This is a genomic window from Streptomyces sp. NPDC003038 (assembly GCF_040611115.1).
Lineage (GTDB): Bacteria > Actinomycetota > Actinomycetes > Streptomycetales > Streptomycetaceae > Streptomyces.
In genome coordinates this window covers 17,825-42,934 of record NZ_JBEXNN010000035.1, presented here as the reverse complement: position 1 = coordinate 42,934, position 25,110 = coordinate 17,825, and the positions used below count along the sequence as shown (strand labels likewise).

General features: G+C 73.3%; 22 protein-coding genes and 2 pseudogenes. 9 read left to right on the top strand and 15 right to left on the bottom strand.

Features of this window, described 5'->3' with window-relative positions:
* Positions 1-52 precede the first annotated feature (52 nt).
* Positions 53-1,129 (bottom strand): RNA ligase (ATP), encoded by a 1,077-nt coding sequence (locus ABZX75_RS29455; protein WP_355415813.1) that lies wholly within the window; start codon positions 1,127-1,129, stop codon positions 53-55.
* 161 nt (positions 1,130-1,290) lie between these two features.
* On the opposite strand from ABZX75_RS29455, the pseudogene ABZX75_RS29450 reads away from it, so the two are divergent.
* Positions 1,291-2,036, top strand: a pseudogene (locus ABZX75_RS29450) (SDR family oxidoreductase).
* Between the two features lie 65 nt (positions 2,037-2,101).
* On the opposite strand, the gene ABZX75_RS29445 reads toward ABZX75_RS29450, so the two are convergent.
* On the bottom strand, positions 2,102-2,941 hold the full coding sequence (locus ABZX75_RS29445) for a peptidoglycan-binding protein (protein ID WP_355415811.1): 840 nt from the start codon (positions 2,939-2,941) through the stop codon (positions 2,102-2,104).
* A 1,391-nt stretch (positions 2,942-4,332) separates the two neighbouring features.
* Between ABZX75_RS29445 and ABZX75_RS29440 the strand changes: the two genes are divergently transcribed.
* Entirely contained in the window at positions 4,333-4,977 is a 645-nt protein-coding gene (locus ABZX75_RS29440) for an adenylate kinase (protein ID WP_355415809.1), read from the top strand.
* On the opposite strand, the gene ABZX75_RS29435 is transcribed toward ABZX75_RS29440, so the two are convergent.
* Complete coding sequence (locus tag ABZX75_RS29435) at positions 4,953-5,246, bottom strand: hypothetical protein (RefSeq protein WP_355415807.1); 294 nt, start codon at positions 5,244-5,246, stop codon at positions 4,953-4,955. The two genes, ABZX75_RS29440 and ABZX75_RS29435, sit on opposite strands and share 25 nt — an antisense overlap.
* 93 nt (positions 5,247-5,339) lie before the next feature.
* Between ABZX75_RS29435 and ABZX75_RS29430 the strand changes: the two genes are divergently transcribed.
* Positions 5,340-5,795: a hypothetical protein gene (locus ABZX75_RS29430; RefSeq protein ID WP_355415805.1), complete on the top strand. Its 456-nt coding sequence runs from the start codon at positions 5,340-5,342 to the stop codon at positions 5,793-5,795.
* Between the two features lie 145 nt (positions 5,796-5,940).
* Here ABZX75_RS29430 and ABZX75_RS29425 read toward each other — a convergent pair whose 3' ends face one another.
* Positions 5,941-8,673: a LamG-like jellyroll fold domain-containing protein gene (locus ABZX75_RS29425; RefSeq protein WP_355415803.1), complete on the bottom strand. Its 2,733-nt coding sequence runs from the start codon at positions 8,671-8,673 to the stop codon at positions 5,941-5,943.
* A 519-nt stretch (positions 8,674-9,192) separates the two neighbouring features.
* Here ABZX75_RS29425 and ABZX75_RS29420 point away from each other — a divergent pair.
* The 3 genes from ABZX75_RS29420 (at position 9,193) to ABZX75_RS29410 (ending at position 11,143) form a co-directional block, all read left to right on the top strand.
* Positions 9,193-9,495 carry a hypothetical protein gene (locus ABZX75_RS29420; RefSeq protein ID WP_355415801.1) on the top strand — a complete coding sequence of 101 codons (303 nt, stop codon included), beginning with the start codon at positions 9,193-9,195 and terminating at the stop codon, positions 9,493-9,495.
* Positions 9,496-9,763: 268 nt separating this feature from the next.
* Positions 9,764-10,222, top strand: coding sequence for a cyclic nucleotide-binding domain-containing protein (locus ABZX75_RS29415; RefSeq protein ID WP_355415799.1), 459 nt, complete (start codon positions 9,764-9,766; stop codon positions 10,220-10,222).
* 480 nt (positions 10,223-10,702) lie between these two features.
* The gene (locus tag ABZX75_RS29410; RefSeq protein WP_355415797.1) at positions 10,703-11,143 is read left to right on the top strand and encodes a subtilase-type protease inhibitor; all 441 of its coding nucleotides are present in this window, start codon (positions 10,703-10,705) and stop codon (positions 11,141-11,143) included.
* Between the two features lie 140 nt (positions 11,144-11,283).
* Here the strand turns inward: ABZX75_RS29410 and ABZX75_RS29405 are convergent, their stop codons facing one another.
* Complete coding sequence (locus ABZX75_RS29405; protein WP_355415795.1) at positions 11,284-11,736, bottom strand: hypothetical protein; 453 nt, start codon at positions 11,734-11,736, stop codon at positions 11,284-11,286.
* A gap of 101 nt (positions 11,737-11,837) precedes the next feature.
* On the opposite strand from ABZX75_RS29405, the pseudogene ABZX75_RS29400 reads away from it, so the two are divergent.
* Together ABZX75_RS29400 and ABZX75_RS29395 are read left to right on the top strand one after the other, a co-directional pair.
* Positions 11,838-12,527 (top strand): annotated as a pseudogene (locus ABZX75_RS29400) (AAC(3) family N-acetyltransferase); the annotation flags it as partial.
* A 42-nt stretch (positions 12,528-12,569) separates the two neighbouring features.
* Positions 12,570-13,301 carry a Sir2 family NAD-dependent protein deacetylase gene (locus tag ABZX75_RS29395; RefSeq protein ID WP_355415793.1) on the top strand — a complete coding sequence of 244 codons (732 nt, stop codon included), beginning with the start codon at positions 12,570-12,572 and terminating at the stop codon, positions 13,299-13,301.
* On the opposite strand, the gene ABZX75_RS29390 is transcribed toward ABZX75_RS29395, so the two are convergent.
* The 8 genes from ABZX75_RS29390 to ABZX75_RS29355 form a co-directional block, all read right to left on the bottom strand.
* Complete coding sequence (locus ABZX75_RS29390; RefSeq protein WP_355415791.1) at positions 13,302-13,784, bottom strand: VOC family protein; 483 nt, start codon at positions 13,782-13,784, stop codon at positions 13,302-13,304.
* A 161-nt stretch (positions 13,785-13,945) separates the two neighbouring features.
* Positions 13,946-17,542, bottom strand: a complete 3,597-nt coding sequence (locus tag ABZX75_RS29385) for a bifunctional glycosyltransferase family 2 protein/CDP-glycerol:glycerophosphate glycerophosphotransferase (RefSeq protein WP_355415789.1) — start codon at positions 17,540-17,542, stop codon at positions 13,946-13,948.
* Positions 17,543-17,709: 167 nt separating this feature from the next.
* Entirely contained in the window at positions 17,710-18,084 is a 375-nt protein-coding gene (locus tag ABZX75_RS29380) for a hypothetical protein (RefSeq protein ID WP_355415787.1), read from the bottom strand.
* A gap of 68 nt (positions 18,085-18,152) precedes the next feature.
* Positions 18,153-18,572, bottom strand: coding sequence for a roadblock/LC7 domain-containing protein (locus ABZX75_RS29375; protein ID WP_355415785.1), 420 nt, complete (start codon positions 18,570-18,572; stop codon positions 18,153-18,155).
* A gap of 68 nt (positions 18,573-18,640) precedes the next feature.
* Positions 18,641-19,432, bottom strand: a complete 792-nt coding sequence (locus ABZX75_RS29370; protein WP_355415783.1) for a transcriptional regulator — start codon at positions 19,430-19,432, stop codon at positions 18,641-18,643.
* Entirely contained in the window at positions 19,429-19,899 is a 471-nt protein-coding gene (locus ABZX75_RS29365; RefSeq protein ID WP_355415781.1) for a hypothetical protein, read from the bottom strand. Before ABZX75_RS29365 ends, ABZX75_RS29370 begins: the two co-directional genes overlap by 4 nt.
* Before the next feature lie 158 nt (positions 19,900-20,057).
* Positions 20,058-20,306 carry a helix-turn-helix domain-containing protein gene (locus ABZX75_RS29360; protein WP_355415779.1) on the bottom strand — a complete coding sequence of 83 codons (249 nt, stop codon included), beginning with the start codon at positions 20,304-20,306 and terminating at the stop codon, positions 20,058-20,060.
* A 253-nt stretch (positions 20,307-20,559) separates the two neighbouring features.
* Positions 20,560-21,123 (bottom strand): TetR family transcriptional regulator, encoded by a 564-nt coding sequence (locus ABZX75_RS29355; protein WP_355415777.1) that lies wholly within the window; start codon positions 21,121-21,123, stop codon positions 20,560-20,562.
* Between the two features lie 129 nt (positions 21,124-21,252).
* Between ABZX75_RS29355 and ABZX75_RS29350 the strand changes: the two genes are divergently transcribed.
* Complete coding sequence (locus ABZX75_RS29350) at positions 21,253-22,527, top strand: helix-turn-helix domain-containing protein (protein WP_355415775.1); 1,275 nt, start codon at positions 21,253-21,255, stop codon at positions 22,525-22,527.
* Positions 22,528-22,577: 50 nt separating this feature from the next.
* Here the strand turns inward: ABZX75_RS29350 and ABZX75_RS29345 are convergent, their stop codons facing one another.
* Positions 22,578-24,527 carry an APC family permease gene (locus ABZX75_RS29345; protein WP_355415773.1) on the bottom strand — a complete coding sequence of 650 codons (1,950 nt, stop codon included), beginning with the start codon at positions 24,525-24,527 and terminating at the stop codon, positions 22,578-22,580.
* 111 nt (positions 24,528-24,638) lie between these two features.
* On the bottom strand, positions 24,639-25,094 hold the full coding sequence (locus tag ABZX75_RS29340; protein ID WP_355415771.1) for a (2Fe-2S)-binding protein: 456 nt from the start codon (positions 25,092-25,094) through the stop codon (positions 24,639-24,641).
* Positions 25,095-25,110 lie beyond the last annotated feature (16 nt).

Here is a 25,110-nt window from a genome sequence, read left to right as displayed (position 1 = left end):
GCGGGGCGGAGCGGGGCGGAGCGCCGAGTGACAGGGGGGCGGGCCGGCGGGATTACTCGTACTCCGTACCGCCCTTGCGCGTCAGGTACGCCGGGCTGACCGCCTTGGCGATGGCCCGCCCGCCCACCACCGGGCTGTAGCGCTCCGTCGCCGGCCTGATGACGACCCCCTCGCGCAGGTGCAGGGCCCGGCCCGACACGGTCTCCCGGCCGCTCGCCAGCTCCAGCACCGCACCGAGGTCGTACGGCCCCTCGTACAGCCGTGGCACCAAGGGCAGTTCACCGTCCGGGAGCACGGCCGCCGGGTCCAGCCACCGCACCTGCCCGTCGATCTCGGCGGACACGTCGAAGACGGCGTACCCGGGCGGCGTATCGGCGGTGCGTACGCTGGTTCCGTACGCCAGGTCCTGGACGCCCGCGCCGTACACCTCGCCGAAGATCCCGACCCGGCTCGCGCCCAGCCGAACGGCCAGGCTCGCGGCGACGTCCGCCACACCGTGGCCCCGTACGGCCCGCCAGTACACATTGCGCTCGTCCTCCTTGAGCGCCAGCGACTTCGAGCCGAAGCCCTTGGAGGAGACCATGACCCGCTCGCCTTCGACGACGTAGGTGAACAGGCAGGCGGTGCCGTGCAGTTTCTCGGTGAGGACGACCGGCTCACCGGGTGCGAAGAGGTCCGGGTAGCGCTGGAGGTTCTCGATGTCCACCCACGGCATCAGGTCGGGGGCGGTCTCGATCTCGCCGTTCATGGTCGTGGGGACCGGCGGGGCCCACTTGGTGATGCCGAGCGACTCGGCGAAGTCCGTGCCCTCCTCGGCCGCCCGGGCCAGGTCGACCCCGGCCAGCGCGCGCGGCCGGCACACCAGGCCCTGCGAGAGTTCGCCGCGCAGCCGGACCGCCTTGACCCGGTCGCAGGAGCTTCCGGCGAGCCGCCCGGTCAAGCCGAGCTCCTCGATCAACTCACGGGGCAGTACGGCCTGCTCGGGTATGTAGAGCGCGAAGTCACCCGTGCGGTAGGCGCCTTTGGCGACGACGGCACGGTAGAGGCCCACTTGAGCCAGCTCCAACGCGTCGGCGTTCGGGTGCTCGTGGACGGTCAGCTCTTCGACGGTGACTCGCAAGGTGGACATGGCGGGCTCCTCGGGTGTGGTGCGGTCGTGCGCATCGGCGACGCCAAGTCTCCGTCCTGCCATTTCCGCTGGTCCATCGCTTATCCCGGTGCTAGCCTGCCGCGCCCGCCGTACCCGATCATGGTCTGGAAGGGCGCGGCCCAGGCACCCAGGAGGCTCACATGTCAGTTCGTCCGGTCACCGTCGTCACCGGCGGCAGTCGAGGCATCGGCGCGGCGACCTGCGTGCGGCTGGCCGCCGACGGCCATGACCTGGCGCTCGGGTACGTCCGCGACGCGGCGGCCGCCGAGGCCGTGGCCGAGCGCGTACGGGCCGCCGGCGCCCGCTGTGTGACCGTACGCGGCGACACCGCCGAGGAGTCCGGCGTCGAGCGGCTCTTCGACGTCGCCAGTGCCGAACTCGGCGCCGTGACCGGGCTGGTCAACAACGCCGGGGTGACCGGCCCGCTGGGACGGCTCGCCGACACCAGGACCGAGGACCTGCGGCGCGTGGTCGAGGTGAACCTGCTGGGGTACCTGCTGTGCTGCCGCCGGGCCGCCCGGGACATGGCGGAGGCGGGCGGCGGGGCGATCGTGAACGTCTCCTCGGCCGCCGCCACGCTCGGCAGCCCCGGCGACTACGTGCACTACGCGGCGACGAAGGCCGCCACCGACGCGCTGACCCTGGGGCTGGCCAAGGAGCTCGGCGCCCCGACCGGATCCGGGTCAACGCCGTCGCACCCGGCATCATCGAGACGGACATGCACGCGGCGATGGGCGATGCCGACCGCCCGGCCCGGTCCGCCGCCGCCATCCCGCTCGGGCGGCCCGGCCAACCGGAGGAGGTCGCGGGGGCCATCGCCTGGCTGCTGTCCGCGGACGCCTCGTACACGACGGGAGCCGTCCTGCGGGTCTCCGGCGGCCGCTGACCCGGCCCGGGGCGCCCGGCCGTGGTCCGCCGGAGCCCTGCTGGCCTCCCAGCACCCGTCCGGACCTAGCCGAAGGCCGCCCGCGTGTACGGGCCGTAGACGCCCTGCGGGTCTCCCGTGATGCCCCGGTCGCGCTGGAGCTGGGCGACACCGCGGCGGGTCTGGCCGTCGTAGACGCCGGTGACGGAGACGTACGTGAACCCCTGCCCGTAGAGCCGTTCCTGCAGGGCGCTCACCTCGGGTCCGCGGTCGCCCGGTCGCAGCGTCCCGGAAGCCGTCGACGGCGGGGTCGCCGCGGCGGGCGAAGACGCGGGCTTCGGGCTGGCCGATGCCCGGCTGGGCGCTTCGGGCGAGGCCGAGGGGGTGGCCGTGGGCCCGGTGGACCGTGCGGACGCATCGGGCTGCGGCGCGGAGGCCTCCCCGTCCGGGCTGCGCGCCGGGAGCACCGGCACGGAGAGCCCGAGCGGCGGCGAGGCCCGCCGGGGCGCCGGGTCGGGGCCGCTCATGACGAACACCAAGCCGGCCGTTCCGGCGAGCGCGAGCACGGCGAGGGTGAGGATGAGGGGAGCCGGCAGGAGCGGGCCGGGGCGGTCCCGCCGGTGGCGCACCGGCACCGGCGCGGTCGGGGCAGCAGGAGCGGAGGCAGGAACGAGACCGGGAGCCGGACCGCGCGCGGGAGCGGCAGCGGGCGGCAGAACGGATCCGGCATCGGGGGCGGCGGTACCGGCCGCCCCGGCCGGCGCCGGGCCGGGGAAGGAGGCCGGTCCGGTCTGCGGCCAGGCAGGGGCCGTCGGCGCCGGCGACGACGGGGAGGACGGGGAGGGTACGGGCGAGGAGGCGAAGTACGGGCGTATGAGCAGGCGGTCGTCGGGGACGATCCCGCTCTCGTCGGGGTGGTGGGACATGTCGTCACCCGGCAGGTGGGGGCCGGCGCGGCCGTGCGGCGGCCCCCACCCGGCCGGTCAGGCCCTGCGCCGCCGCGCGACGGTGGCGGTACCGGCAGCGGGCGCGGTGAGTGCGAAGGAACCACCGATCGTGGCTGAGGCGAGCGAAGAACGGACGGATATGGGGACGGATATGGACATCTCAGGTATCTCCGAAGTGCAGCTCATCGGCGGTTCTTGATCGGCGCACTCTTTCCCCCCGTGGCGGCCCCGGTCAAGCCCGGCGCCCGATCCGTCCCATCCATCCGCCCTGTACCCCGTCCCCCGCGCGCCGGTCTCCCCGCCCGGTGGTCAGTCGAGGGCGGCGGCGGTCGGACGGCGCATCACGGTGGCCCACACGGTGCCGGCGGCCAGGAGCATCAGGGCGGCGCCGAAGAGCGGGGCGGCGGGCGCGGAGAGGCCGTCGGGGCGGGGGCGCCGGGCTCGGGCGCGGGGACGGGAACGGGCGCGGGGACGGGCTCGGGCTCGGGGGCGCCGGGCGCGGCAGCTGCGGTCATGGGTGAGTACTCCGTACGGGCAGTCGGTGAGCGGGCACGGCAGCGCGGGGCGCCGGGGGTCGCGCCTCCCCCGTCACACCGCACTGCCGTTCCCATCCCCCCGTCCGGCCCAGTCATTCCCGGCCGGGAGGGGCGGACCCGTTCGCGGGGCCGCTCCGGCCCCTCCCGGTGGCGGATCGATTCCGCGGCCCCGGCTGCCCGCCGCCCCCCTCGGGCCGAGTCGGACCGGCGTCACCCGGACGCGTGAGGTCCGGCCCCGGGCGGCCGGGCCGTACGGCAAGGTGGTGAGATGCAGTTACGCCGGGCCGTGCCCCTCTCCCTCCTCGCGCTCCTCGCGAGCGCCGGCTGTGTATCCGTCGGCCCGCAGGCTCCGGCGCCCGTGCGTGGCTCCGTACCTCCCCTCGGCGCCCCGGAGACGACGGCGTACCCGCCCGCGTCCCCGTCCCTGCCGCTCGGGAAGCTGCCAGGGCCCACGGCGGACACGGGCACGGCCGCGGATCCGAGTACGGACCCGTCCCCCGGGCGGTCTGCGGCCAAGAGGGCCCGGCCGCCCGCCGAGCGGCCCGCGAAAGCGGCCCCGCCCCGGCGGGTGCGCCCGCCCAAGCCCCCGGCGCCACGCCCGCACCGGCAGCCGGCTCCGCCGCCCCGCATGGAAGAGCTGTGCGCAGCCGCGGAGGGCGTGGTGCCGGAGCCCGTCGTCGATCTGTGCCTGCGGCAGTACGGTCGCTGACCGGGCGGTCTCCCGCCCGGTCGGGGCGGTCTCGCCCCAGGTCGAGGCGCGGCAGCGGATCGCCGAGCTGCGGGGACCTGCGGAGCCTCTGGCCCCAACGCCCCCACGACGCCTAGTGTGCGCGGATGCGGCGCGTACTGGTGGTCGGGATCAGCGGGGCGGGGAAGTCCACGCCGGCCCGGGCGTTGGGTCGGCAGCTCGGACTGCCCTTCCACGAGCTGGACGCGCTGCACTTCACCGGGCCGGGGTGGGCCGTCAGCCGGACCTTCGCCGAGGACACGGCCCGGGTGGGCCGGACCGAGCGGTGGATTTTCGACTCGCTGGGGTACCCGGCCGTCCGGGACCTGCTGTGGGAGCGGGCCGACACCGTCGTATGGCTGGACTACTCGCGGTACGTCGTCATGCGGCGGGTGTTGCTCCGCTCGTTGCGCCGGAGTCTGCTGCGCGAGCGGCTGTTCGGCGGGAACCGGGAGTCCTGGCGGGAGTGGCTGCGCGGTGACCACCCGGCGTGGTGGGCATGGACGCAGTACGAGCCTCGGCGGGCCGAGATCCGGCGGCGGGAGAGCGATCCCCTGTTCGCACCGCTGCGGGTGGTCCGGCTCCGGTCCCCGCGGGCGGCTGAGGCGTGGCTGTGCGCCCAGGAACCGCCGCAGGAGGGGCCGGGGAGGCGGGAGGGCAGGAAGGGGCAGGAGGGGAAGCAGCCGGGTCCGGGGTCTTCGGCCCCGGGGCGCCCGGACCCGGGAGCTCAGGCGCGGCGCCCGCACACGTAGGCGCACCGCCGGGCCGTGTCCCGTCGGACCGACCGCAGTCGGCGCAGGGTGTGGTGGCGGCGGCGCGTCCACTCGCCCCGCGGCAGGCCGGCCCGCTGACCGCCACCCGCGATCAGGGCGTTGACCGGGGCCATCGGGTCGGCGGCCATGGCCTTGGCGAGCAGGACGCCGACGACGAGCGGGACCAGGGCGACGGCCAGGGCCGAACCGGCGGTGGTCACGTGCTGCATGCGCGGGCGGGGCGCGCTGCGCGGGGCGTCGGAAGTCATGCCCTGATTCGATCACCGGCGGCGCGCGGGGGAATCGGGGCGGATACTCAGGCTGGCGGGTGTGAGGTACTCAGACGGGGCGGGGTGGTGGGCGTGACGGTATCCGGGCGGGGCTTCGAGCCCGCGAGCGGCGACGGACCGGCGCGGCCGGGCGACGCGGGGCGGCAGGCCGAGCTGCGCACGGCGTACGAGGGGCTGCTACAGATCCGCCGTCTCGTCAACGGCCCGGCGGGCACGACGGTTCCCGCGCCCTGGGAGGTACGGCAGATGGCGCGCGCGGTGGCGCTGGTACTGGAGGCGGAGGGCACCACGCCCTCGGCGGTGGACGCGCAGGGGCGGCGTACGCGGACGGGATATCGGGTGGCCGCCGCAACGGAGCCGGGGCGGGTGGAGGTGTCCTGGCTCGGCCCGCCGGGCGCCGGCGCCGCCGAGGAGGAACAGGAGCGGCTGACGGCATGCGCCGCCCTGCTGGAGCGGCTGGGGTGGCAGTGCCTGCTGTACCGGGGCCCGCGCCGGCGCCGCTTCCTGGAGGTGGAGCCCCCGCGCTGACTCGGCCGCCTGACCCGATCCGCCGGCGGCGGCCGCCGCGGCCCGTGGCTCCCCGGCGTGCAGCGGGCGGGTGCCGTCCAGCCGGATCGGCTGGGCACCGCCCCGCCCCTCCCTCCGCCGCTCCCCACGCTCCTCCCCAAGCCCGTCACGGCGGCCCGAAGGTCAGCGTCAGGCGGGGCGTCCCCTCATGGGCCGGCGCCTCCGAGGACCACAGCCACAGGGCGTCCGTACCGGCGCTGCTCAGCGCCAGGCTGTAGCCACCGCCGAGAGCCCCGGCGACGGCCGTGGCGTTGAGACCGGCGGTATGGACCGCCGAGCCGTCCGGGACGCCCGCGAAGCTGCCGAGCGCGGGACCGCCGAGCCCCGGCCGGTTGTCGTACGTCGTCCCGCCCTCCGTCCACGAGCCGGTGACCGGGACCACCGAGACGGTGTCCGTGGTGCCGGCGCCGCTCATGGTGCTGGTCTTCACGCTGAGCGCGGCCGACTTCAGCACCGTGCCCGCGGGCGCGGGAGGCAGGTTGAAGCGCAAGTAGCTCACGTACGGCGAGGCGCCCCGCACCGCGAGTGATCCCGAGGTCCCGTAATTGGTCCCGGGGGCGCCCGCGTTGGCGTAGGTATCCTCCGCGGCGGTCACCTGGACGACCGAGTCGGCCGGGACGGAGGCCAGGGCGTAGTGGTTCTGCACCTGCGCCGCGCTCAGGACGGTCGGGTAGACGGCGCTCTCGTCCAGCCGGCCCGCCCAGAACTCGCTCGTCGGGCGGTCGGGCCAGCCGCCGAGGCTGTCGCCGCCCGCGTGCCAGTAGCCGGAGAAGTTCTCGTGCGTGGTGACGCCCAGGGTGCCCTTCGGGACGCCGTCCACGTACAGGGTCATTCCGCCGGGGCCCTGGGTGGCGACCACATGGTGCCATCTGTCGTCGTTGTAGGTGCCGCTGGTGGTGATGGTGCGGGTGGCGCCGGTGTAGACGCCGTAGACCAGCCGCCCGTCGTTGGTCATGTAGATGTGCTTGTCGTACTGATTGCTGCCCCGTGCCTGGTTGTTTCCGAAGCCGAAGAGCTTGCCGCCCCGGGTGGTGTTCGTCTTGAACCAGGTCTCGATGGTGTAGCTGGCGCCCACCGTCTGGCGCTTGTCCGCGTACACCCGGGTGTCCGTGCCGTTGAAGCCGATCGCCGTACTCGGCCCGGAGACGGCGCCGGGCGTCTGCCGCAGGGCGGGGCCGTTCAGGTGCACGCCGCTCTGGTTGCCCCCGTCCGAGGAGTCGGCGACGAAGGGCAGGACCGACTCGTCGTAGCGCCAGTACTGCTGGGCGCCGTCCGTGCGGACCTGGTTCGGATAGTCGGCGACCGCGGTCGCCGCGGTCACGCCGGCCGGCCCCGACAGGGCGCTGACGTTGCCGGCCGCGTCGGTCGCCGTCACGCGGTACGTGTACGACTGGCCCGGCGTGACGGTGGTGTCGGTCCAGGAGGCCTGCGGGCGCCGGAAGAAGAGCGAGTCCGCGGTGACCGTGGCGATCGGCGTGGCCGCGCCGTTGCGGTACACCTTGTACGTCAGCGCGCTGTCGTCCAGATCGAGGCTGGTACGCCAGCGCACCTGGACCTCGCCGGGCTTGAAACTGACCGCGCTCGCGACCGGAACGGTGGGCGCTCCCGTGTCCCCCGTGGAGGCGAAGCGTGTCAGGCCCTGCTGGGCCGCGCCGTTGACGGTGGTGAACTCGCCCCCGACCCACAGGTACTGGACGCCGGCCTTGGACCCGACCGTCATGACGCGGGGGCCGATGCCCTCCCCGATGCCGTCATTCGTGTCGGGGGCCCAGCCCAGCTTGCCGGTGCCGGTGGTCGGCTGCGCGAGCAGGTGGTAGCGCCGGCCGTCGGGGAACTCCCCGACGCTGGAGCAGTCGTGCGCGTGCGAGGCGCTGTAGAGAACGCTCTGGTACGGGAGAACGGCCTGCGTGGCACCGAGGCAGGTGTCGCGCCAGCGCTGGCTGAAGTCGCCGAGGTTGAGCGCGATGCGGCCGTCGAAGACGCCGCCGCCCGTGCCCTCGTTGGCGGTGTAGAAGCCGGTCGCGTCGGTCGCGATGTCCTTGACGACCGAGTTGGTCTCGATGAAGCCGGCGTACGACTTGGTGAGCGCGCCGCTCGTGGCGTTGACGACGGCGAGCGCGTGCGTGTTCGTACCGTTGACGGTGAAGAAGTCGCCGCCGAGGACGACGGCGGAGCCGTCCGGGGTGACCTCGACGGCGCGGCCGGGCTCGTCGGCGTTGGCCGTGAAGGGGCGCAGTGCGCCGTCGGTCGCGGCGACCGCCGCGAAGCGGGAGCGCGGCTGGCCCGCGACGGTGAGGAAGTCGCCGCCCGCGTAGACGGTGTCGTGGGTGACGGCGAGTGCCCGCACGGTGGCGGCGAAGGCCGGGCGGAAGGAGGGCTTCACCGTGCACGTCGCCACGTCGATGGCGGCGAGGCTGGAGACCGGGGTGCCGTTGACGGCGCCGAAATACCCGCCCGCGTACAGCGTCTTCTTGTCCGGCGAGAGGGTGAGCGCGCGGACGGTCGCGGTACCGGAGCCGATGGTGAAGGAGAGTGTGCAGGAGGTCGGGGCGCCCGTCGCGGCGTCGAGCGCGGCGAAGTTCACGGCCGACCGCTCGCTTCCGCCGCCGCCCGCGGGCGGGCGTACCGTGGAGAAGGTGCCGCCGACGAAGACCTGGCCGCCCGCCTCGGCGAGGGCCCAGACGACGCCGTTGGGCTGCCAGGTCGGCAGTGCGTCGGCGGTGAAGGCGACGGGCGGCGTGACGGCCGCCGCAGGCGGGACGAGGCCGAGGCCGAGGCCCGCGCCGGTTCCGGCCAGGGACAGAGCGAGAGCGGTCGCCAACCCTCTGGATCTACGCATGAACCCCCCAGTTCGGTATGCGGTACGACCGTCTCGCCGGCTGGCTCGCGGCCGTGTCGGGCATGGCCGGAACCATACGGACAGCCTTTCGCGGCCATGGCCGTACGGGCGCACCCTAGGGCGAATCGGCGCCGTGTTCACCAGACTTGACGCATCGAATGCCGAATCGCTCGCCTAAGAGGGGTCACGCGTCCGGCTGCGCGGCCGGATCGGGACTTCCGGTTGAAGCTGGTCCCGGTCAGGAACCGGCGAATCGAGTCCTCGCCCTGCCGCCGACGGCGCCCATCACGCAGGGTCCGACCATGCAGGGGTCCGCGCGGCACGACCACGCCCCGCCCGCCAACGATCCCGCTCGACCACGCACGTCCTCGTCCTTGGAGGCCCGCGCCGACGGGGGCGGCGGGCGGGCGCCGGCGGTTCACACGGGGGCTCCCTGGCGGAAACCGCCCCGCGGGGGTCCGCGTCCCTCTACCGTGCCCTGAGGGGCTGGGCAGGGCACGGGCACCGGAGGGCGGGCGGATGGACGAAGAAGAAGACATGCGGCTGGCGAGGATGACGCCGGAGATTTCCCGCCGCACCCTCACCATGCTGCGTGGCCTCGTGGGCCTGGAGCCGCCCGAGCAGGTACCCGAGGACGCCATGATCGTCGCGGACGCGATCCTGGCCGAGCACGGCACCGACGGGCTCCGGGTGCTGGTCATGACCCTGGCCGCCTGGGCGACGGCGCAGATCGAGAACGTCGCCGAGCTGAGCCGACGCAGCCACGAGGCGGTACTGGACGCGATGGAGCTGGCCTGCCTGGAGGCGAACGCCGAGGAGTAGGCACGAGCACCAGCGACGAAGAGCAGCCACCGGGCGCCCCGCGCGGGGGCCCACTGTGGGTCGGCGCCAGCGGGCCGGGACGGAGAGCGCGCGGGCCGAGAAGCGCAGGGCCGAGAGCGCCCGGGCCGCGGGACGCCGGAACGGGCCCTCCCGTCGGGTCGGGGCCCAGGCCGCAAGGTGGCCGCTGCGGACCTGCTCCCAATCGGGCGGACGTCGGCGACACTGGGGGAAGCAGCAGCGTCGCGGGGGGTCGTGATCGGAGGCCGTCGTGAGCACACCTTCCCCCATCCGGATCGCAGCCGTCCTGTCCACCGAACATCGTGGACGGCTCATGTCCCAGGCCCGCGAGGTCAACCTCCGCGAGGGTGCGCGGATCTTCGAGGAAGGCGCACCGGCGGATGCCTTCTGGATCGTGCGCTCCGGCACGGTGACCCTGGAGATCCCGGTGCCCGGCCGTCGCCCCGCGCCCGTCGAGAACCTCGGCCCCGGTGAGCTCGTGGGCTGGTCGTGGCTGTTCCCGCCCTACGTGTGGCAGCTGAGCGCCGAGGCGATGACACCGGTGCGCGCGTACGAGTTCGACGCCACGGCCGTACGGCTGCTCATGGACGCCGATCCCGCCTTCGGGTCGGCGGTCGGACACTGGGTCGGCCGCGTCCTCGCCCTGCGGCTGCACCAGACCCGCACCCGGCTGCTCGACCTGTACGCGCCGCGCATCGCAGCGGGCTAACGGAGCGCTGCACGCCGGGGGCCCGCCCCCTGAGGGGCTGCGGTTGGTCGCGGGGTAATTGGCCGCCACTCACCGGTCCTTGGAGTGGACCGGGCCCCCGGCCGGCTGGACTGCCTCGGCCAGGACTGCGCCGGCAAGCCGGACATCTCGGTGGGTCTGTGCCCGTCGCGGGCGGCCCGGCACGGCAGGGCAGGACCGTGTCCCGGGGGGAGGGCCGGCCCTGCCCCGCGAGGGGTTCCAGGGGGTGGCTCAGACCGGCCCCGAGACCTCGCCGAACGGTTTCGCGGGGGTCTCCTGGGCGGTGTTCGGCCGATTCGGCGGCCCGCTTCCGCACTGGTCAACCCCTGTGACACCGCCGCCGTCTGCACTCATTCGTACACGATCGGTGACGAGAAACAGCGGTCCGAACGGGCGTTCACGGCCTGCGTGGGCAAGACTCACGTCCGTTATCCGAAACAACCACCCAAGGGAGTGTTCGAAATGCGGTCCATCGCAAGGGGTCTCGGGCTCGGTACCGCCGCCATGGCGCTCACCGCGCTCACCGCTCTGGCCTGGCCCGGAGAGGCCGGTGCGGCGACGGCCGGTACGGCGAGCCTGTACGCGCCGTCCGCGCTCGTGCTGAGCGTGAGCGCCGGTGAGGACGCCGACGGGACGGTACTGCGCGCGGTGACGCTCGTCTGCGCTCCGGCGCCCGGCGGGACGCACCCGGACCCGGTCGCCGCGTGCGCCGAATTACGCGCGCACAGTGCGGAGTTGGATGCGATCACCGCGCCCGCGGCAAACGTCGCGTGTACCAGGGAGTGGAATCCGATGACGGTGACGGCCGACGGCGTGTGGGAGGGCCGCCGACTCGGCTACGCGTACACCTTCGGCAACCCGTGCGGCCTGCGGAACACGACGGGCGTGCTGTTCGACTTCTGACCCGACCTGAAGTGACCCCGGCCTGACGTGATCTGAGGTGACGTGACGTCAGTACGGGCCGGGCGGCGTTGTGCGACCGCCGTCCGGCTCACGGGGCCCGGGGCCCGGGGCCCCCGGGGCCCCCGGGGCGGGTACGGAAGTCAGCCCGCGCAGATCACGTCGTCGAGCCGGATGGGCCGCGAGTCGAGGCGCACGTAGGCGGTGAAGGTGTCGATGGCGCCGGAGCCCCAATGGGTGGTGACGGTGGCCCATCCGACTCCCGCCGCCGGGGCCACCGTGATCGGGCCGATGACCGTGGCCTGCGGTGTGTTCTGGGCGCAGAGCAGGACGTCGGTCTCCGGGTACGCCTTCTGCCTGTCCTTGAGCACCTGCGAGACGCGGTGTTCCCGGTCGTACGCGGAGGGCCCGCGGGTGCCGTAGAAACCGGCCAGGAAGAGGGCGATCTGCGCGGCGGTGTGCTGGTGCCGGGCGGCGGCGCCGGAGGCGGCGCGCGGGGAGGTGCCGGCGTCGGCGAGGGCGGTCGCGGGGGACGGTGCCAGCAGCGCGAGCAGGGTCAGCAGCAGGGCGCCCAGGGTGTACGGCTTGAGCTTCATGTCGGGTTTGTAGCCGCCCGGGCGGGCCGGCCGGGAGGGGGCGGCTCGGATCTCACTCCTGTGGGGGGCCGGATTCACTCCGGAAACGGCCCTTCGGCCCCTTCTCCCCCCGCGCGGCCGCGGTGGTCGCGAGCCTGCGTGAGGCGGTGGGGCCGGCCGGGACGGTGGCCGTGCCCGCCTTCACCTGGGAGGTGGCCGATCCGGACCCGGAGCACGTGGGCGTACCGGACGCGGCGGTGGCCGCGCGGCGGGCGGCGGTACCGCTGTTCCACCCGGGGCTGCCGGTCACCCGCGCGCTGGGCGCCGTACCGGAGGCCTTGCGCGTGCTGCCCGACAGCTTGCGCAGTGCGCATCCGCAGGCCTCCGTGGCGGCGATCGGCGCCCGGGCGGCCGAGATCACGGCCGGCCAATCACTCGGCTTCGCCCTGGGCCGCACCTCGCCCTTCGGCTGCCTGCACGACCTCGGCGCGCACATCCTGCTGATCGGGGTCGGCCACAACCGCAACTCCTTCCTCCACTACGTCGAGTCGCTGACGCCGCGGCCCCGGCTGCGGGTGCGCCGCTTCCCGATGCTGGTGGCCGGCGAACGCGTGTGGATCGAGACCCCGGAGGTGGGCAACGACAACGACACGTACTTCCCGGTGGTGGGCGCGGAGTTCGAGCGCCACGCCGGCATCCCCGAGGTGAAGGTCGGCGGCGCCGTCTGCCGCCTGCTGCCGGTGCCGGCGCTGGTGGACTTCGCCGTTCCGCGCCTCCAGCGGCTGCTGGACGGGGACCGGTGGTCCCGGTAATCGGGTCGCGGGCGCGGGGGGCGCGTACGTAGGGTCGGTCGCATGGGGAAGCCGCTCGTCGCAGTGTTCAGTGGGGCCGGGATGTCCACCGACTCCGGCATTCCGGATTACCGGGGGCCGCAGGGCCTGTGGCGTCGCGATCCGGACGCCGAGAAGCTCGTCACCTACGCCTCCTACATGGCCGATCCCGAGATCCGGCGCCGGTCATGGCTCATGCGGGCCGAGATCGGGGCCCTCGGCGCGCGGCCCAACGCCGCCCACGTGGCCGTGGCACGGCTGGAGCGCGGCGGCACCCCGGTACGGGTGATCACGCAGAACGTGGACGGTTTGCACCAGCTCGCCGGGATGCCCGCGCGCAAGGTGTTCGAGCTGCACGGCACCGCCCGGGCGGTCGTCTGCACCGCCTGTCGGGTCCGCTCGGAGATGGACGAGGCGCTGGCCCGGGTCGCCGCCGGGGAGCCGGATCCCGCCTGCCGGGCGTGCGGCGGGATCCTCAAGGCGGCGACCGTGATGTTCGGCGAACGCCTCGACCCGCAGGTGCTCGCGCAGGCGGTGGCCGTCGCCAAGGGCTGCCACGTCTTCATCGCCGTGGGGTCGACCCTCCAGGTGCAGCCGGCTGCCTCGCTGGTGGGCATGGCCGCGGAGGCCGGGGCCCGCCTGATCATCGTGAACGCGGAGGAGACCCCGTACGACTCCCTCGCCGACGAGGTCGTGCGCGAACCGATCGGGACCGCCCTGCCGGAGCTCCTGGCCCGGATCGCGGACACCCCCTAGTCAGCCCCCCGCGGCGGCCCGGCGCAGTTCCGCCACGTTCAGCTTCTTCATCTTCAGCATGGCCGCGCTCGCACGGGTGGCCCGCTCCGGGTCCGGGTCGCTGATCAGGTCGATGGCCTCCGTCGGGATGACCTGCCAGGACAGCCCGAACTTGTCCTTGAGCCAGCCGCAGGCGACCTCCTGGCCGCCGTCCTCGGTCAGCGCCTCCCAGTAGTGGTCCGCCTCGGCCTGGTCGGCGCAGTGGATCTGGAAGGAGACGGCCTCGGTGAAGGCGAACTGCGGGCCGCCGTTGAGGCCGACGAACTTCTGCCCGTTGATCTCGAACTCGACGACCATGACCTCACCGGCCGGCCCCGGCCCCGCCTCGGTGTAGCGGCCGATCCTGCCGATCCTGCCGTCCTTGAAGACGGACAGGTAGAAGTCGGCGGCGGCCTCCGCGTTCCCGTCGAACCACAGGCACGTGGTGAAACCCTTGCTCGTCATCGCTGCCTCCAGGCGCGTCCGCGGCGGAATCCGGGATGGATACCGTCCCGCACATACAGACCGGCCCCGGGCCTCAAATTCATCGGTGGGCCCGGGGCCGGTCTGTGTTCAGCCGGGAATGCGCTCGTACGGCTTACCGCACGCGTCGTGCTCGGCGCGCCTTACTTCGCAGTCGTCGCGGTCGTCGCGGTCGTCGCGGTCGTCCCGAGCATGCGGTCGACGACGCGCTCAGTGGCGCGGCCGTCGTCCAGGTCGCAGAACTCGCCGCGGAACGCCGCCCGCGCCGACGCGTACTCGGCCCCGACGGAGTCCGCGTTGCGCACGGCCTCGATCAGGCTCCGCGAGTCCGCGAGCAGCGGGCCGGGGGCCTTCTCCTCCAGGTCGAAGTTGAAGCCGCGCAGGGTGCCCCGGTAGTGCTCCAGGTCGTACGTGAAGAGCAGGATCGGCCGGTCGGTGACGGCGAAGTCGAAGATCGCGGAGGAGTAGTCCGAGATCAGCACGTCGGCGACGAGCAGCAGGTCCGTGGCGTCGGGCCAGCGGGACACGTCGACGACGAAGCCGTCGCGCACGCCGTCGCGCACCTGCTCGCCCACGTTGTGGTGGCCGCGGATGAGCAGGACGTGGTCCTCGCCGAGCTCGCGCCGGGCGTGGTCCAGGTCGATGTGCAGGTCGAGCTTGTAGCCGCCGGAGAAGCCTTCCCGGTTCTCCCGCCAGGTGGGCATGCACAGGACGACCTTCTTGCCCTCGGGCAGGCCGAGCCGCCGCCGGACCTCCGCGATCCGCTGCGCGTCGGGCCGTACGAGTGCGTCCGTGCGCGGGCTGCCGGACTCGACGACCTCGCCGTCGTAGCCGAGGGCGCGCTTGAGGACGGGCGTGGCGTACGAGCTCGGGGAGGCTAGCAAGGACCACTGGGCGCTGTCGTGCTCCAGGGCCTCCAGCACCTCGGGGCTCGTGTAGTAGTCGTGGACGTAGTCGTGGCCGATCTGCTTGATCGGCGTGCCGTGCCACGTCTGTACGACGGTCTGGCCGGCGCGGCGCTGGAAGTGCTGCGGCACGCTGGAGTTGACGACGTAGTAGCGGGCGCGGGCCAGCACGTCCCAGGCCTCGACGCTGTCGTACTGCACCGCGCGGGCGGTCGCCGGCACTTCGGCGCGGCCGTCGCGGACCAGCCAGATGTGCTCCAGCTTCTCGCCGCGGCGCAGCAGCTCCTCGTGGATGGCCCGGGGCGAGTCGCCGGCGCCGTGTCCCTGGAAGGTGTCGTAGACGACCATGTCCTTGACCGGCAGGGCGCGCTGCGCCGGGTAGGTCTCGAAGCGGGCCTGACGCTGGGCGAACCTGGAGCGGTCGTGCGGGCTGAGCAGCGGGTCGCAGACCAGCACCATGCGGTCGTGGAAGCGCGACTCGACCCGCATCCGGCGGCCCTGCGTGGTGAAGGGGTGGGGTCCCGCGAAGAGCATGCCGGGGCCCATCTGCACGGGCGCGCCGCGGTCGACTCCGAGCAGGCCGGCCGTGGTTCCGCCCTGGGCGACGGGGCGCAGGGTGGGCCACCAGCGGCCCTCGGGGAGCGTGGTGCGCCCGGCGTACGCCTCGGGGAGCATGGGCTCGAAGGAGGCCTCGAAGCGGTCTCCGTCGCGGGTGACGGGGTAGCTGAACTCCGTCCCGTGCGCGTTGTGCAGGACCAGCTCGTACGGCTCGTCGACGGGCGCGAGGAACCGACCCCGCAGGGTCACGCTGCCGTCCTTGGCGGCCACGGCGTCGACGAGCGGCGGCGAGGGCTGCACGGAGAGGGTCAGGTGCCCGGTGTTGCCGCGCTTGGCGAAGAGGGCGCGGCCGGCATCCTCTCCCGGCAGGCGGACGACCAGCCCGGCGAATCCGCCGCGCTCGTCGTGCACCAGACGGTGCTCGCCGCCGTCGGCCCCGATGACGGAGAGGCTCCAGGGCTCGGGGCTCCACTCGCCGGGCTGGCACTCGGCGTCCGGTACGGCGGCCAGCTCGGCCAGCGGCACCCGGGCGGTGAACGGGATCCGGCCGGCGCCGTCCTTGGCGGTCTCCAGCGGGAAGGTGAGGGCGGTGCCGGTGGTGACGTGGACGGCCCGCAGGGTGGCGTCGGCGCCGACCTCGGCGGCGAGTTCGCCGGAGACCTCGACGGCGTCGTCACCGGCCGGGCGGACGTCCAGGGCGCGGGCGCGGACGATCTCCACCTGGATGGTGAGGGCGCCGGAGACGCTCGGAACGATGCGCACGTCGGGGGCCACCCAGTGCGAGGGCGGGTTCTGGCCCGTGTCGTGCTCGCCTCCCTTGAGGCGGGCGCGGTGCAGGCCTCCGGCGCCGGTGACGGCGATGGACGTGGTCCATATGCCCTCGTGCCACTTGCCGCCCGACTGGAAGATCGAGGGGTCGACGACGGCGGTGAAGCCCGCCCAGTCGGCGTGCCGCAGGGCGAGGTGCGGGGAGTTCACGGTGGCCATCGGGGAGGCGACCGTACGGGCGCTGACGACGGAGCGGCGGCGCTTGCCCCCTTCACGGAAGACCAGCATCTTGCGAGAGCCGAGGCGGCTCTCCGCGCCGAGGTGGCCGGGCAGGGCGTAGCCGCGCAGCAGCAGCTTGCCGTCGGCCCAGGCGGCCTGTTCCAGGCGGCTGACGACCCGTCGCTCGCGCGGGCCGAGGGTGAGGATCTTGGCGGGGACCGGCGGCCGGCCGTGCAGGAAGGGGTAGTCCGCCTGCGGGCGGGCGAGTCCCTTGACGGGCACGCTGTAGTGGTAGTCCCGCTGGTGGTCCTGGAGGGCGATGAAGTCCTCGACGCGGCCTTCGCGGGCCAGGTACGCCTTGAGGCGGTCGGCGACGGTCAGGTCAGACCAGGGGCCCGTGCCGATCTCGCGGACGAGGCCGCCGACCTCCTTGACGAACGCGGCGCGGAAATCGGGGCCGCCCTCACCGACGTACTTGTAGATGAGCGGGAGTTCCTCGCTCAGCACGTTGTAGTCGTAGTCGCGCAGGTAGCGGGCGTACTTGGCGCCCTGCTTGGCCTTGAGCGCCTCGCGGACCAGGCGTACGGAGGTCACGCGGTCGATGAGGGAGACCGGGTCGGTGGAGCGCTGGGTGATGGAGCGCTCGCCGGTCTCGCGGACGCGCCAGTGGTAGACGCAGTCGCTGATGATGTCGACGCTGGACGCGAAGTAGTGCGCGGGGATGCTGACGGGGGCGTCCTCGTAGAGGATGCCCTCCGGGTACTGGAATCCGTGCTCGTCCCAGAAGCTGCGCCGGTAGACCTTGTTCCAGGCGGTGCGGTCGGTGACCAGCGCCGGGAACTTGGAGATGTGGGTCTTCAGCTGGGTCTTGGCGAAGGCGGCCCGGTGGCCCCAGGACTGCTGCATGCCGACGGAGCGGAAGCGCTTCACGTTGCCGCCGGCGAAGTCGGAGCCCGTCTCGTCGAGAGCCTCGATGAGCCGCTGGTAGGCGTACGTCGGCATGGTGTCGTCACTGTCGACGAAGGCGAGGTACTCCGTGCCCTCGCTGGCATGCCGGGCGCCCACGTTGCGGGCGGCGCCGAGGCCGGCGTTCTCCTGCAGGACGACCCGGAAGCGCTTGTCCCGAGCCGCGAAGGCCTTGGCGATGACGGCGCTGGTGTCCGTGGACCCGTCGTCCACGAGAATGACCTCGAAGTCGTCGAAGGTCTGCGCGGCGATGGATTCCAGGCACTCGTCGAGGTAGAGCTCGACGTTGTAGACGGGGACGACGATACTCAGGCGCGGGGGCATGGGTGGCGGGTTCTCCAGCGTTTTATGCTTTAGCGATGATCAGCTGATCAGAGCATCTTACTCTGTAACAGATTCATAAAATCCACCCATCCCGGGCATATGACGGCTGATCGTCGGGGCGGACGGCAAAGAATTCAACCGCCCGCCACCTCGACGGAGCGGTCCGGTCAGATCTCCAGCTCCGCTTCGATCTTCTTCAGCTGGTGGCGTGCCATCGCGAGGTTGGCCCGTCCCCTGTCGAGGGCGAGGTAGAGGAAGAAGCCCGAGGCGCCCCGGCCCTTCAGCAGCCGGATCAGGTGGTACTGGCTGCCCAGGGTGATCAGCATGTCCTCGATCTCGTCATTGAGCCCGAGCATCTCCATCGTACGGACCTTGGCGCGCACCACGTCCGTGTTGCCCGCGGCCGCGACCGCGAGGTCGAGCTCCTTGCCCCCGCCGATGGTTCCGAGGGCCATGCCGCTGCCGTAGTCGACGAGGGCGGCGCCGAGCGCGCCGTCGATCGTCGCGGTGGCTTCCTTGAGCGCGGTCTCCACGTTGGCCATGAGAGTTCCTCTTTCTCGTTTCGCTGTACTGGGATCCGGTCCGGTCGTGCTGTCGGCTTCTTTCCGGCTCACGCCGACGGGGCGTCGGGGCCCCGCCGGCCGAGGGTGTGCTCGATGAGCTCCCCTATGCGGAGGCTGGAGCGCCGCGCCTCCAGGTGCAGGCGCCCCACGTTGATGCGCGGCTCCGCGATCAGGGTGAGGACGGCCGCGTCACCCGCCGCGTACGTGGCCACGTACCCGTGTTCGCCACGCACCAGCAGCTCGCGGAATCCGCCCTGGCCGGTGCTGTCGCTGAGCCGCTGGGCCACGCCGAGGGCGGCCGCCGTCAGCGCCGCGACCGACTCGGCCTCGGCGGCGGCACTGTCCTGGGCGAGCACCAGGCCGTCGGCGCTGGCCGCGAGGGCGCCCGTCAGCTGGGGAACCCGGGCGCGCAGCCTGCGCAGCTCGGCGAGTATCTCGGCTTCCGCTTCGGCGGGTACCGCACTCATGGCCTTTCTCCTTTCGGGCTGCCTCCGCTCGGAGCGGTCGGCGCGCAGAGCCGGTCGCAGCGGGAGCCTCACAGGCTTGCCTCCAGTGCGTCGCGTAACCGGCGGAGCAGCGCCACGTCGGGTGGCTGGGTCCCGGTCATCCAGTCGGGCAGGGGTATCGCGGCCGGCGCCGGGCCCGGTGTGTGCGGGGTCTCGACGAGTCCGGCCGCCGCGAGGCGCCGTACGTCGAGCAGGGTGTGGAACGCGGGCCGGCCCAGGACCCACGCGAGGTCCGCCGGGGTGCGTACGCCGTCCGCCCGGGCGAGCAGGATCCGCTGGCGGGCGGTGACCGTCTGGCCGGGCGCGGCGGCGCGGGGCACGACCGGGGCCGTGTCCAGCAGCGGGTACGGCCAGACCGCGTCGAGCAGCTCGCGCCGTCGGCGGGTCTCCCGCTCGACGGCGGCGGCCGGTACCGAGCGGACGGAGCCGATCCAGTGGGTGGCCCCGCGGCGGAACCGGGAGGGGCCGCTGCCCGGGGACAGCGCGAAGAAGGCGGCGTCGAAGATCGCGGCGAGATGGCATATCTCCAGCTCGCCGCCCGCGAGCCCGCCGCTGTCCACGAGGAAGCGGGCGACCTGGCGGCGGGCGCCGGCCCGGTCGACGGCCTCGCGCCAGCGTTCGGGGGCCAGGCCGCCGCCGGTGGTGAGCAGGACCTCGAGGCCGGGGGTGGCCGGGCTCTCCGCGTGCACGATGCGGCCGTTCTCCAGGAAGAGGGTGCCCCGGTCGCGCAGCAGGGCGCCGGTGGCACGTTCGGCGGCGAGCCGGGTGAGGAGCGGGGAGACGGCGGCGGAAGGCGCCGGGGCGGTGGCCGGGCTGGTCATCTGAGCACCAGTCCCTCGGCCAGGGCGCGCAGTTTGTGGCGTGCGAGGGCGAGATTGCCGTCGGCCCGGTCGAGCCACAGGTGCAGGAAGACGCTGCTGTCGAAGCTCGTCTCGACGAAGCGCAGTACGTGGTAGGCGGTGCGGGTGGTGACGATCAGGTCCTCGACGGGCGGTCCGTCCGCGGACGGGCCCGCTCCGCCCGGCCAGCCCGGGCCGCCGGAACCCGGCCCGCCCGGCCCGCCCCGCCCGCCACCGGGTAAGGCCTCGGTTGCCGCCGGGGCGAAGGACTCGTACTCGGCGGCGGCCCGGGCCAGCTCGGCGGTCTCGGCGGCGGTCGTCTCGTGGTCGCCCACGGGCGAGTCCCCCGCGGTGCCGAGGGCCAGCCCACTGCTCCAGTCGACCAGCGCGGCCCCCCGCGCACCGGGCAGGGCCATGGCTTCGAGCAGGCATTCGTCGATACCGGGCACGCGGGCTCCCCTCCCGACAGTCGTGCTGGGCGCACGGTCGTACGGCGCGACAGGAGGAACCTACTCAACTTCCACACTACGGAAGGGGCTTCTGGCATTTTCCGCTGGAACATGCGCGAAAGCGCTCGGCACGTTGGCCGGAACCCGTCGACTTCTGATCAGGAGGCGAGCGGAAGATCGTCCGCGAGCCGGAACGACCCGCCCTCGCGCTGGACGTAGCCCTCGTGACTGAGCGTGCGCAGCAAGTGGTAGACGGTGGGTAGGGGAATGCCGGTGAGCCGGGCGAGCCGCTTGGCCGTCGCTCCGCCCTCCGCGTACATCGCTTCCACGAGGCGCAGCGCGCGCTGCACGGAACCGATCAGGGTGGGTGCGGGTGTGCTGTCCTTCTGGCTGTGGTCGGTGCCCATGAGTAGTCCCCCTGCTCCGGTACGAGGCCTGGCAAACCCATCAAAGTCCCTCACCGGCCGCAAAACCAGGCTGACTCGCGTAAACCTGAGCATAAGATCACCTCATGCCGGGACGGACCTCGAACCGCCCGGGCGCAAGGACCCGTCGGGGCCTGCTGCGGCGGAGTCGACGTCACACAGCGTGAGTTCGTGGGGGTATGCCCGGCGGGAACAGCCGACCGCTGGGTGTCCCGCTGCTTTGCCGCCCCGGTGGTCAGTCGGCGGGCCGCTCCGGGAGGAGGCGCTCGACCATCACCCGGATGAGTTCCTCCACCGGGTAGGGCTCCAACAGCGCCGGAGCGGTCAGGTCGTCCACGATCAGCCCCAGCATGGCGAGGTACAGCAGCACGACGCCCTGCCGGTCCCCCGGCAGGCCCGCCTCCAGGTGCCAGGCGACGTTCGCCTCCAGCTCCGCTCCCTGGAACCCGGCCAGTTCGGCCTGGAGTTCGGGGCGCCGGGTGCCCTCCAGCCGCAGCTCCAGCATCGCGATGTGCACGCTGCGCTCGCGCCGCATCCGGTCGAGGAGCTGCCCGAGCAGCACCTTGGTGTCCAGCGGGCCGGTCAGGTCCGCCGGGTCCGGGGTCAGCCGCTCCCGGGTGCGGTGCAGGATCTGTACGAGGAGTTGGGCGCGGTTGGCGAAGTAGTTCAAGGCGGTGCCCGTCGGAACGCCCGCTTCCGCGTCCACCGCCCGCAGGGTCAGACCCCGTGAGCCCTCGCGCGCCAGGACTTCGATGGCGGCGTCGAGCAGCGCGGCGCGGCGCTGGGGATTCTGGCGCATGGTCGGGTCCCTGGGGGTGGGTGCGGCACGAGATCATGAGCACTGCAAGTGCAGTGCTTCGCTCACGGTAGCGGATGCGGCCGGTCCGGGCCCTCCCCCGCGCCCCCTCTCCGTGTCAGGCTGCCCGTCATGGAGCGGATCATCGAGGAGATACGCGAGGACCTGTCCCGCCGGATCGCCGTGGCGTCCGGCCGGCTCGCCGACCGGACGCTGGCCGAGGATCCCGCGTACGCCGCCCTGCTCGGCCGGGCGGAGCTGTGCGAGCGGATCCACCACAACCTGCGCCAGGCCGTCGAGGGCCTGGTCCGCAGCGCCCGCGGCCTGCCGGTGGAACTCGCGGACGCCCGGGCCACCGGCGCGCTCCGGGCCGAACAGGGGCTGCCGCTCTCCTCGCTGCTGCGCACCTACCGCCTCGGCGGGCGGATGCTCTGGCAGACCCTCACCGAGGCGGTCGCCGCGCACGACCGGGCGTCGCTGCCGCGGCTGTTGCCCGGCGCCGCGGCCCTGTGGGACGTGCTGGACCAGATGACGGACGCGGTGGCCGAGTCCTACCGGCGTACGGAGGCCGCGCGCGGGGACCGCGACCGCGAGCACCGCGCGGCCCTCCTGGACTCCCTGCTGGACGGCACGGCCGCCGCGGACGGGCCGCGGGCCGCGGAAGCCGCGGTGCGGTTGGGCCTGCCGGAGCGCGGCCGCTTCTGCGTGATCGTGCTGGGCCCGGAGGGCGCGGGCCCAGGCGGTACGGACCCACGCGGTACGGACCCACGCGGTACGGGCTCGGGCGCCGGCGGCGCCGCCGGGGCCACCCCCCGCGTGCTGTGGCGGATCCGCGCCGACGGGGAAACGGGCCTGGTGGACCTGGGCCACCATCCGCTGGAGTCCGTACGGGAACTGCTCGCGCCGCTCGGGGTCCGCGCGGGGGTCGGCCCCGTCGTGGAGGCGCCGGCCGATCTGGCCCGGGCGCGCCGGCTGGCCGCCCTCGCCCTGCGCACCGCACCCGCCTCCGGCGGCCCGCGCACCGCCCTGCTGGACGAACGGCTGCCGGCGGCCCTGATGGCGGCCCAGCCCGAACTCGCGGACCGGCTCTGCCAGGTGGCGTTGGGGCCGGTGCTGGCGCTGCCCGCGGAGGACCGCCGCACGCTGCTGACCACGCTCGGCACCTGGCTGGCCTGCCAGGGCTCGACGACGTTCGCCGCGCAGCGGCTGTACTGCCACCGCAACACCGTCTCCAACCGGCTGCGCCGCCTGGAGCACCTCACGGGCCGCACCCTCTCCGACCCGGCGCACGTGGTGGAACTGGCGCTGGCTCATGCGGCGCTGATCCAGCGGCCCGACGGGGAAGAGGGCACATCCCGGCCGAAGCCGTCGGCGCGGCCACCTCGCCGGGGCACCCCGCCTCGCTGACCACAACGGCCCGCAGGACCACGAGCGCCCACCGCCGGAGCGGCCCTGGCCTACCGCGCGGGATCCACCGTCCCCGTCGGCTCCGCGGGCCTGGCGGACTCCAGCAAGTACGGCACGTCGATCACCGCGACCCCCGGCGTGAACAGCAGTCTCGCCTTCAGCCGCAGCGCGTTCTGGTTGTGCAGGGGCTGCTCCCACCAGTGCCCCACCACGTACTCCGGGATCACCACCGACAGCATGTCCGTCGGGGAGTCCCGGACCCGTTCCTGCACGTACGCCAGGATCGGGCCCACCACCTCGCGGTAGGGCGAGTGGAGGATCTTGAGGGGAATCCCGGGAACGTGCTCGGCCCAGGCCTCGCGCAGGCGGGTCGCGGCCTGCCCGTCCGCCGCGACGGTGACCGCCGTCAGGGTGTCGGGGCGCAGGCCCTGCGCGTAGCCGAGGGCCTTCATCGTCGGGGCATGCACGGAGGAGACCAGGAGCACGACGTGGTGGCGGGCGGGCTTGCGCGGTCTGGCGCCGGGGGCGATGGCGACCTGCCGGGCGACCTGGTCGTAGTGGCGGCGCACGCCCTTCATGCCGAGGAAGAGCAGCGGCATGGCGATGACGACGAGCCAGGCGCCGTGGGTGAACTTGGTGATCAGGACGATGACCAGGACCAGCGCGGTCATGGCCGCGCCGACCGCGTTGATGGCGAGCCTGCGGTGGATGTGGAGCCGCTCCTTCCGCGGGGTCGACGGCGAGGCGAGCTCTCTCCTCCAGTGCCGGACCATGCCCGCTTGAGAGAGGGTGAAGGAGACGAAGACGCCGAGGATGTAGAGCTGGATGAGGCGGGTCAGCTCGGCGTCGAAGGCGGTGATCAGGGCGATGGCGGCGAGCGCGAGAAGCACGACGCCGTTGGAGTACACGAGCCGGTCGCCGCGGTTGAAGAGCTGGCGCGGCGCGTACCGGTCCTTGGCGAGGATCGAGGCGAGCATCGGGAAGCCGTTGAAGGCGGTGTTCGCGGCCAGGATCAGTACGCCGGCCGTGACGGCCTGGAGCAGGTAGAAGAGGAAGTGCCAGCTTCCGAAGGTGGCCCGGCCGATCTGGGCGAGCGCGGTGGAGGTCGGGGTGCCGGGAGCCAGACCCAGTTCGGTGGGGTCGGCCGCGACGTGCACCTCGTACGACATGGCGAGGGCGGTGATGCCCACGAACATCGTCACCGACAGCACTCCCATGACGGCGAGCGTGGTGGCGGCGTTCTTCGCCTTGGGCTTCCGGAAGGCGGGTACGCCGTTGCTGATCGCCTCGACGCCGGTGAGGGCGGTACAGCCGGAGGCGAAGGCGCGCATCGCGAGGAGGACGAGGGCGAGGCCGGTGTAGGTGCCGGCCTCGGTGATCGGCAGATCGGCGGATTCGGCGCGGATGGTCTCGCCGGTCGCGAGGCGTACCGCGGCGAAGGCGAACATCACGTAGATGACGAGGACGAAGCCGTAGGTGGGGATGGCGAAGACGCGGCCGGACTCGCGGACGCCGCGCAGGTTCATCAGGGTCAGCAGCACCACGAAGGTGACGGACAGGCCCACTTCGTGGTGGTGCAGGGCGGGTACGGCGGAGGTGATGGCGGCGACGCCGGAGACGACGGAGACCGCGACGGTCATCACGTAGTCGACGAGCAGGGCGCTGGCCGCGGTCAGGGCGGCGGTGGGCCCGAGGTTCTCGGAGCTGACGACGTACGCACCGCCGCCGCCCGGGTAGGCGTGGCAGGTCTGCCGGTACGAGGCGATGACCACCACCAGCAGGAAGACGATGGCGGCGGCCGCGTACCAGGCGAGGTGGAGCAGGGCGACGCCGCCGAGGGCGAGGATCAGCAGGATCTCCTCGGTGGCGTAGGCCACGGAGGAGAGCGGGTCGCTGCAGAAGATCGGCAGGGCGAGCCGTTTCGGCAGCAGGGTTTCGCCCAGGCGTGCCGTGTCGAGGGGTTCCCCGACCAGCACGCGTTTCGCATGGATGCGCCTCATGAGGGCATGATCAGCCATCTTCTGCGCGAATCATCCCTTTTGGCGGCTGTGTCACCCGCGCGGCCGGAGCGGCCGGACGCGACCGGAGCGGCCGGACCTGACCGGATTCACCTACATTTTGGCCGCGGCGCTGCGGATGGCCTCGCGGATGCGGAAGTAGGTTCCGCAGCGGCAGATGTTGGCGATGGCGTCGATGTCCTCTTCGGTGGGCTCGCTCGTGCGCCGGAGCAGGGCGACGGCCGCCATGATCTGGCCTGGCTGGCAGAAACCGCATTGTGCGACGTCCAGTTCGAGCCAGGCCTCCTGGACGGGGTGCAGCTCCTCGCCGTTGGCCAGCCCCTCGATGGTGGTCACCGTCTTCCCGGCGCAGGCCGAGACGGGCACCACGCACGGCCGGATGTCCGCGCCGTCGAGATGGCTGGTGCAGGCCTTGCAGACGTCCACGCCGCAGCCGTACTTGGGCCCGCGCACGCCCAGCATGTCGCGGAGCACCCAGAGCAGGGGCAGATCGTCGGGCGCGTCCACGGTGACGCTCTGCCCGTTGACGGTGAAGGTGTGCGAGGGCACGGCGTCCTCCTGGATC

Coding starts and splice junctions, on each gene's coding strand:
- ABZX75_RS29395 (WP_355415793.1), top strand. CDS start 12,570: ATGGGGAAGCCGCTCGTCGCAGTGTTCAGTGGGGCCGGGATGTCCACC.
- ABZX75_RS29410 (WP_355415797.1), top strand. CDS start 10,703: ATGCGGTCCATCGCAAGGGGTCTCGGGCTCGGTACCGCCGCCATGGCG.
- ABZX75_RS29435 (WP_355415807.1), bottom strand. CDS start 5,246: ATGACTTCCGACGCCCCGCGCAGCGCGCCCCGCCCGCGCATGCAGCAC.
- ABZX75_RS29345 (WP_355415773.1), bottom strand. CDS start 24,527: ATGAGGCGCATCCATGCGAAACGCGTGCTGGTCGGGGAACCCCTCGAC.
- ABZX75_RS29455 (WP_355415813.1), bottom strand. CDS start 1,129: ATGTCCACCTTGCGAGTCACCGTCGAAGAGCTGACCGTCCACGAGCAC.
- ABZX75_RS29350 (WP_355415775.1), top strand. CDS start 21,253: ATGGAGCGGATCATCGAGGAGATACGCGAGGACCTGTCCCGCCGGATC.
- ABZX75_RS29380 (WP_355415787.1), bottom strand. CDS start 18,084: ATGGCCAACGTGGAGACCGCGCTCAAGGAAGCCACCGCGACGATCGAC.
- ABZX75_RS29375 (WP_355415785.1), bottom strand. CDS start 18,572: ATGAGTGCGGTACCCGCCGAAGCGGAAGCCGAGATACTCGCCGAGCTG.
- ABZX75_RS29385 (WP_355415789.1), bottom strand. CDS start 17,542: ATGCCCCCGCGCCTGAGTATCGTCGTCCCCGTCTACAACGTCGAGCTC.
- ABZX75_RS29405 (WP_355415795.1), bottom strand. CDS start 11,736: ATGAAGCTCAAGCCGTACACCCTGGGCGCCCTGCTGCTGACCCTGCTC.
- ABZX75_RS29370 (WP_355415783.1), bottom strand. CDS start 19,432: ATGACCAGCCCGGCCACCGCCCCGGCGCCTTCCGCCGCCGTCTCCCCG.
- ABZX75_RS29355 (WP_355415777.1), bottom strand. CDS start 21,123: ATGCGCCAGAATCCCCAGCGCCGCGCCGCGCTGCTCGACGCCGCCATC.
- ABZX75_RS29360 (WP_355415779.1), bottom strand. CDS start 20,306: ATGGGCACCGACCACAGCCAGAAGGACAGCACACCCGCACCCACCCTG.
- ABZX75_RS29425 (WP_355415803.1), bottom strand. CDS start 8,673: ATGCGTAGATCCAGAGGGTTGGCGACCGCTCTCGCTCTGTCCCTGGCC.
- ABZX75_RS29445 (WP_355415811.1), bottom strand. CDS start 2,941: ATGTCCCACCACCCCGACGAGAGCGGGATCGTCCCCGACGACCGCCTG.
- ABZX75_RS29390 (WP_355415791.1), bottom strand. CDS start 13,784: ATGACGAGCAAGGGTTTCACCACGTGCCTGTGGTTCGACGGGAACGCG.
- ABZX75_RS29420 (WP_355415801.1), top strand. CDS start 9,193: ATGGACGAAGAAGAAGACATGCGGCTGGCGAGGATGACGCCGGAGATT.
- ABZX75_RS29440 (WP_355415809.1), top strand. CDS start 4,333: ATGCGGCGCGTACTGGTGGTCGGGATCAGCGGGGCGGGGAAGTCCACG.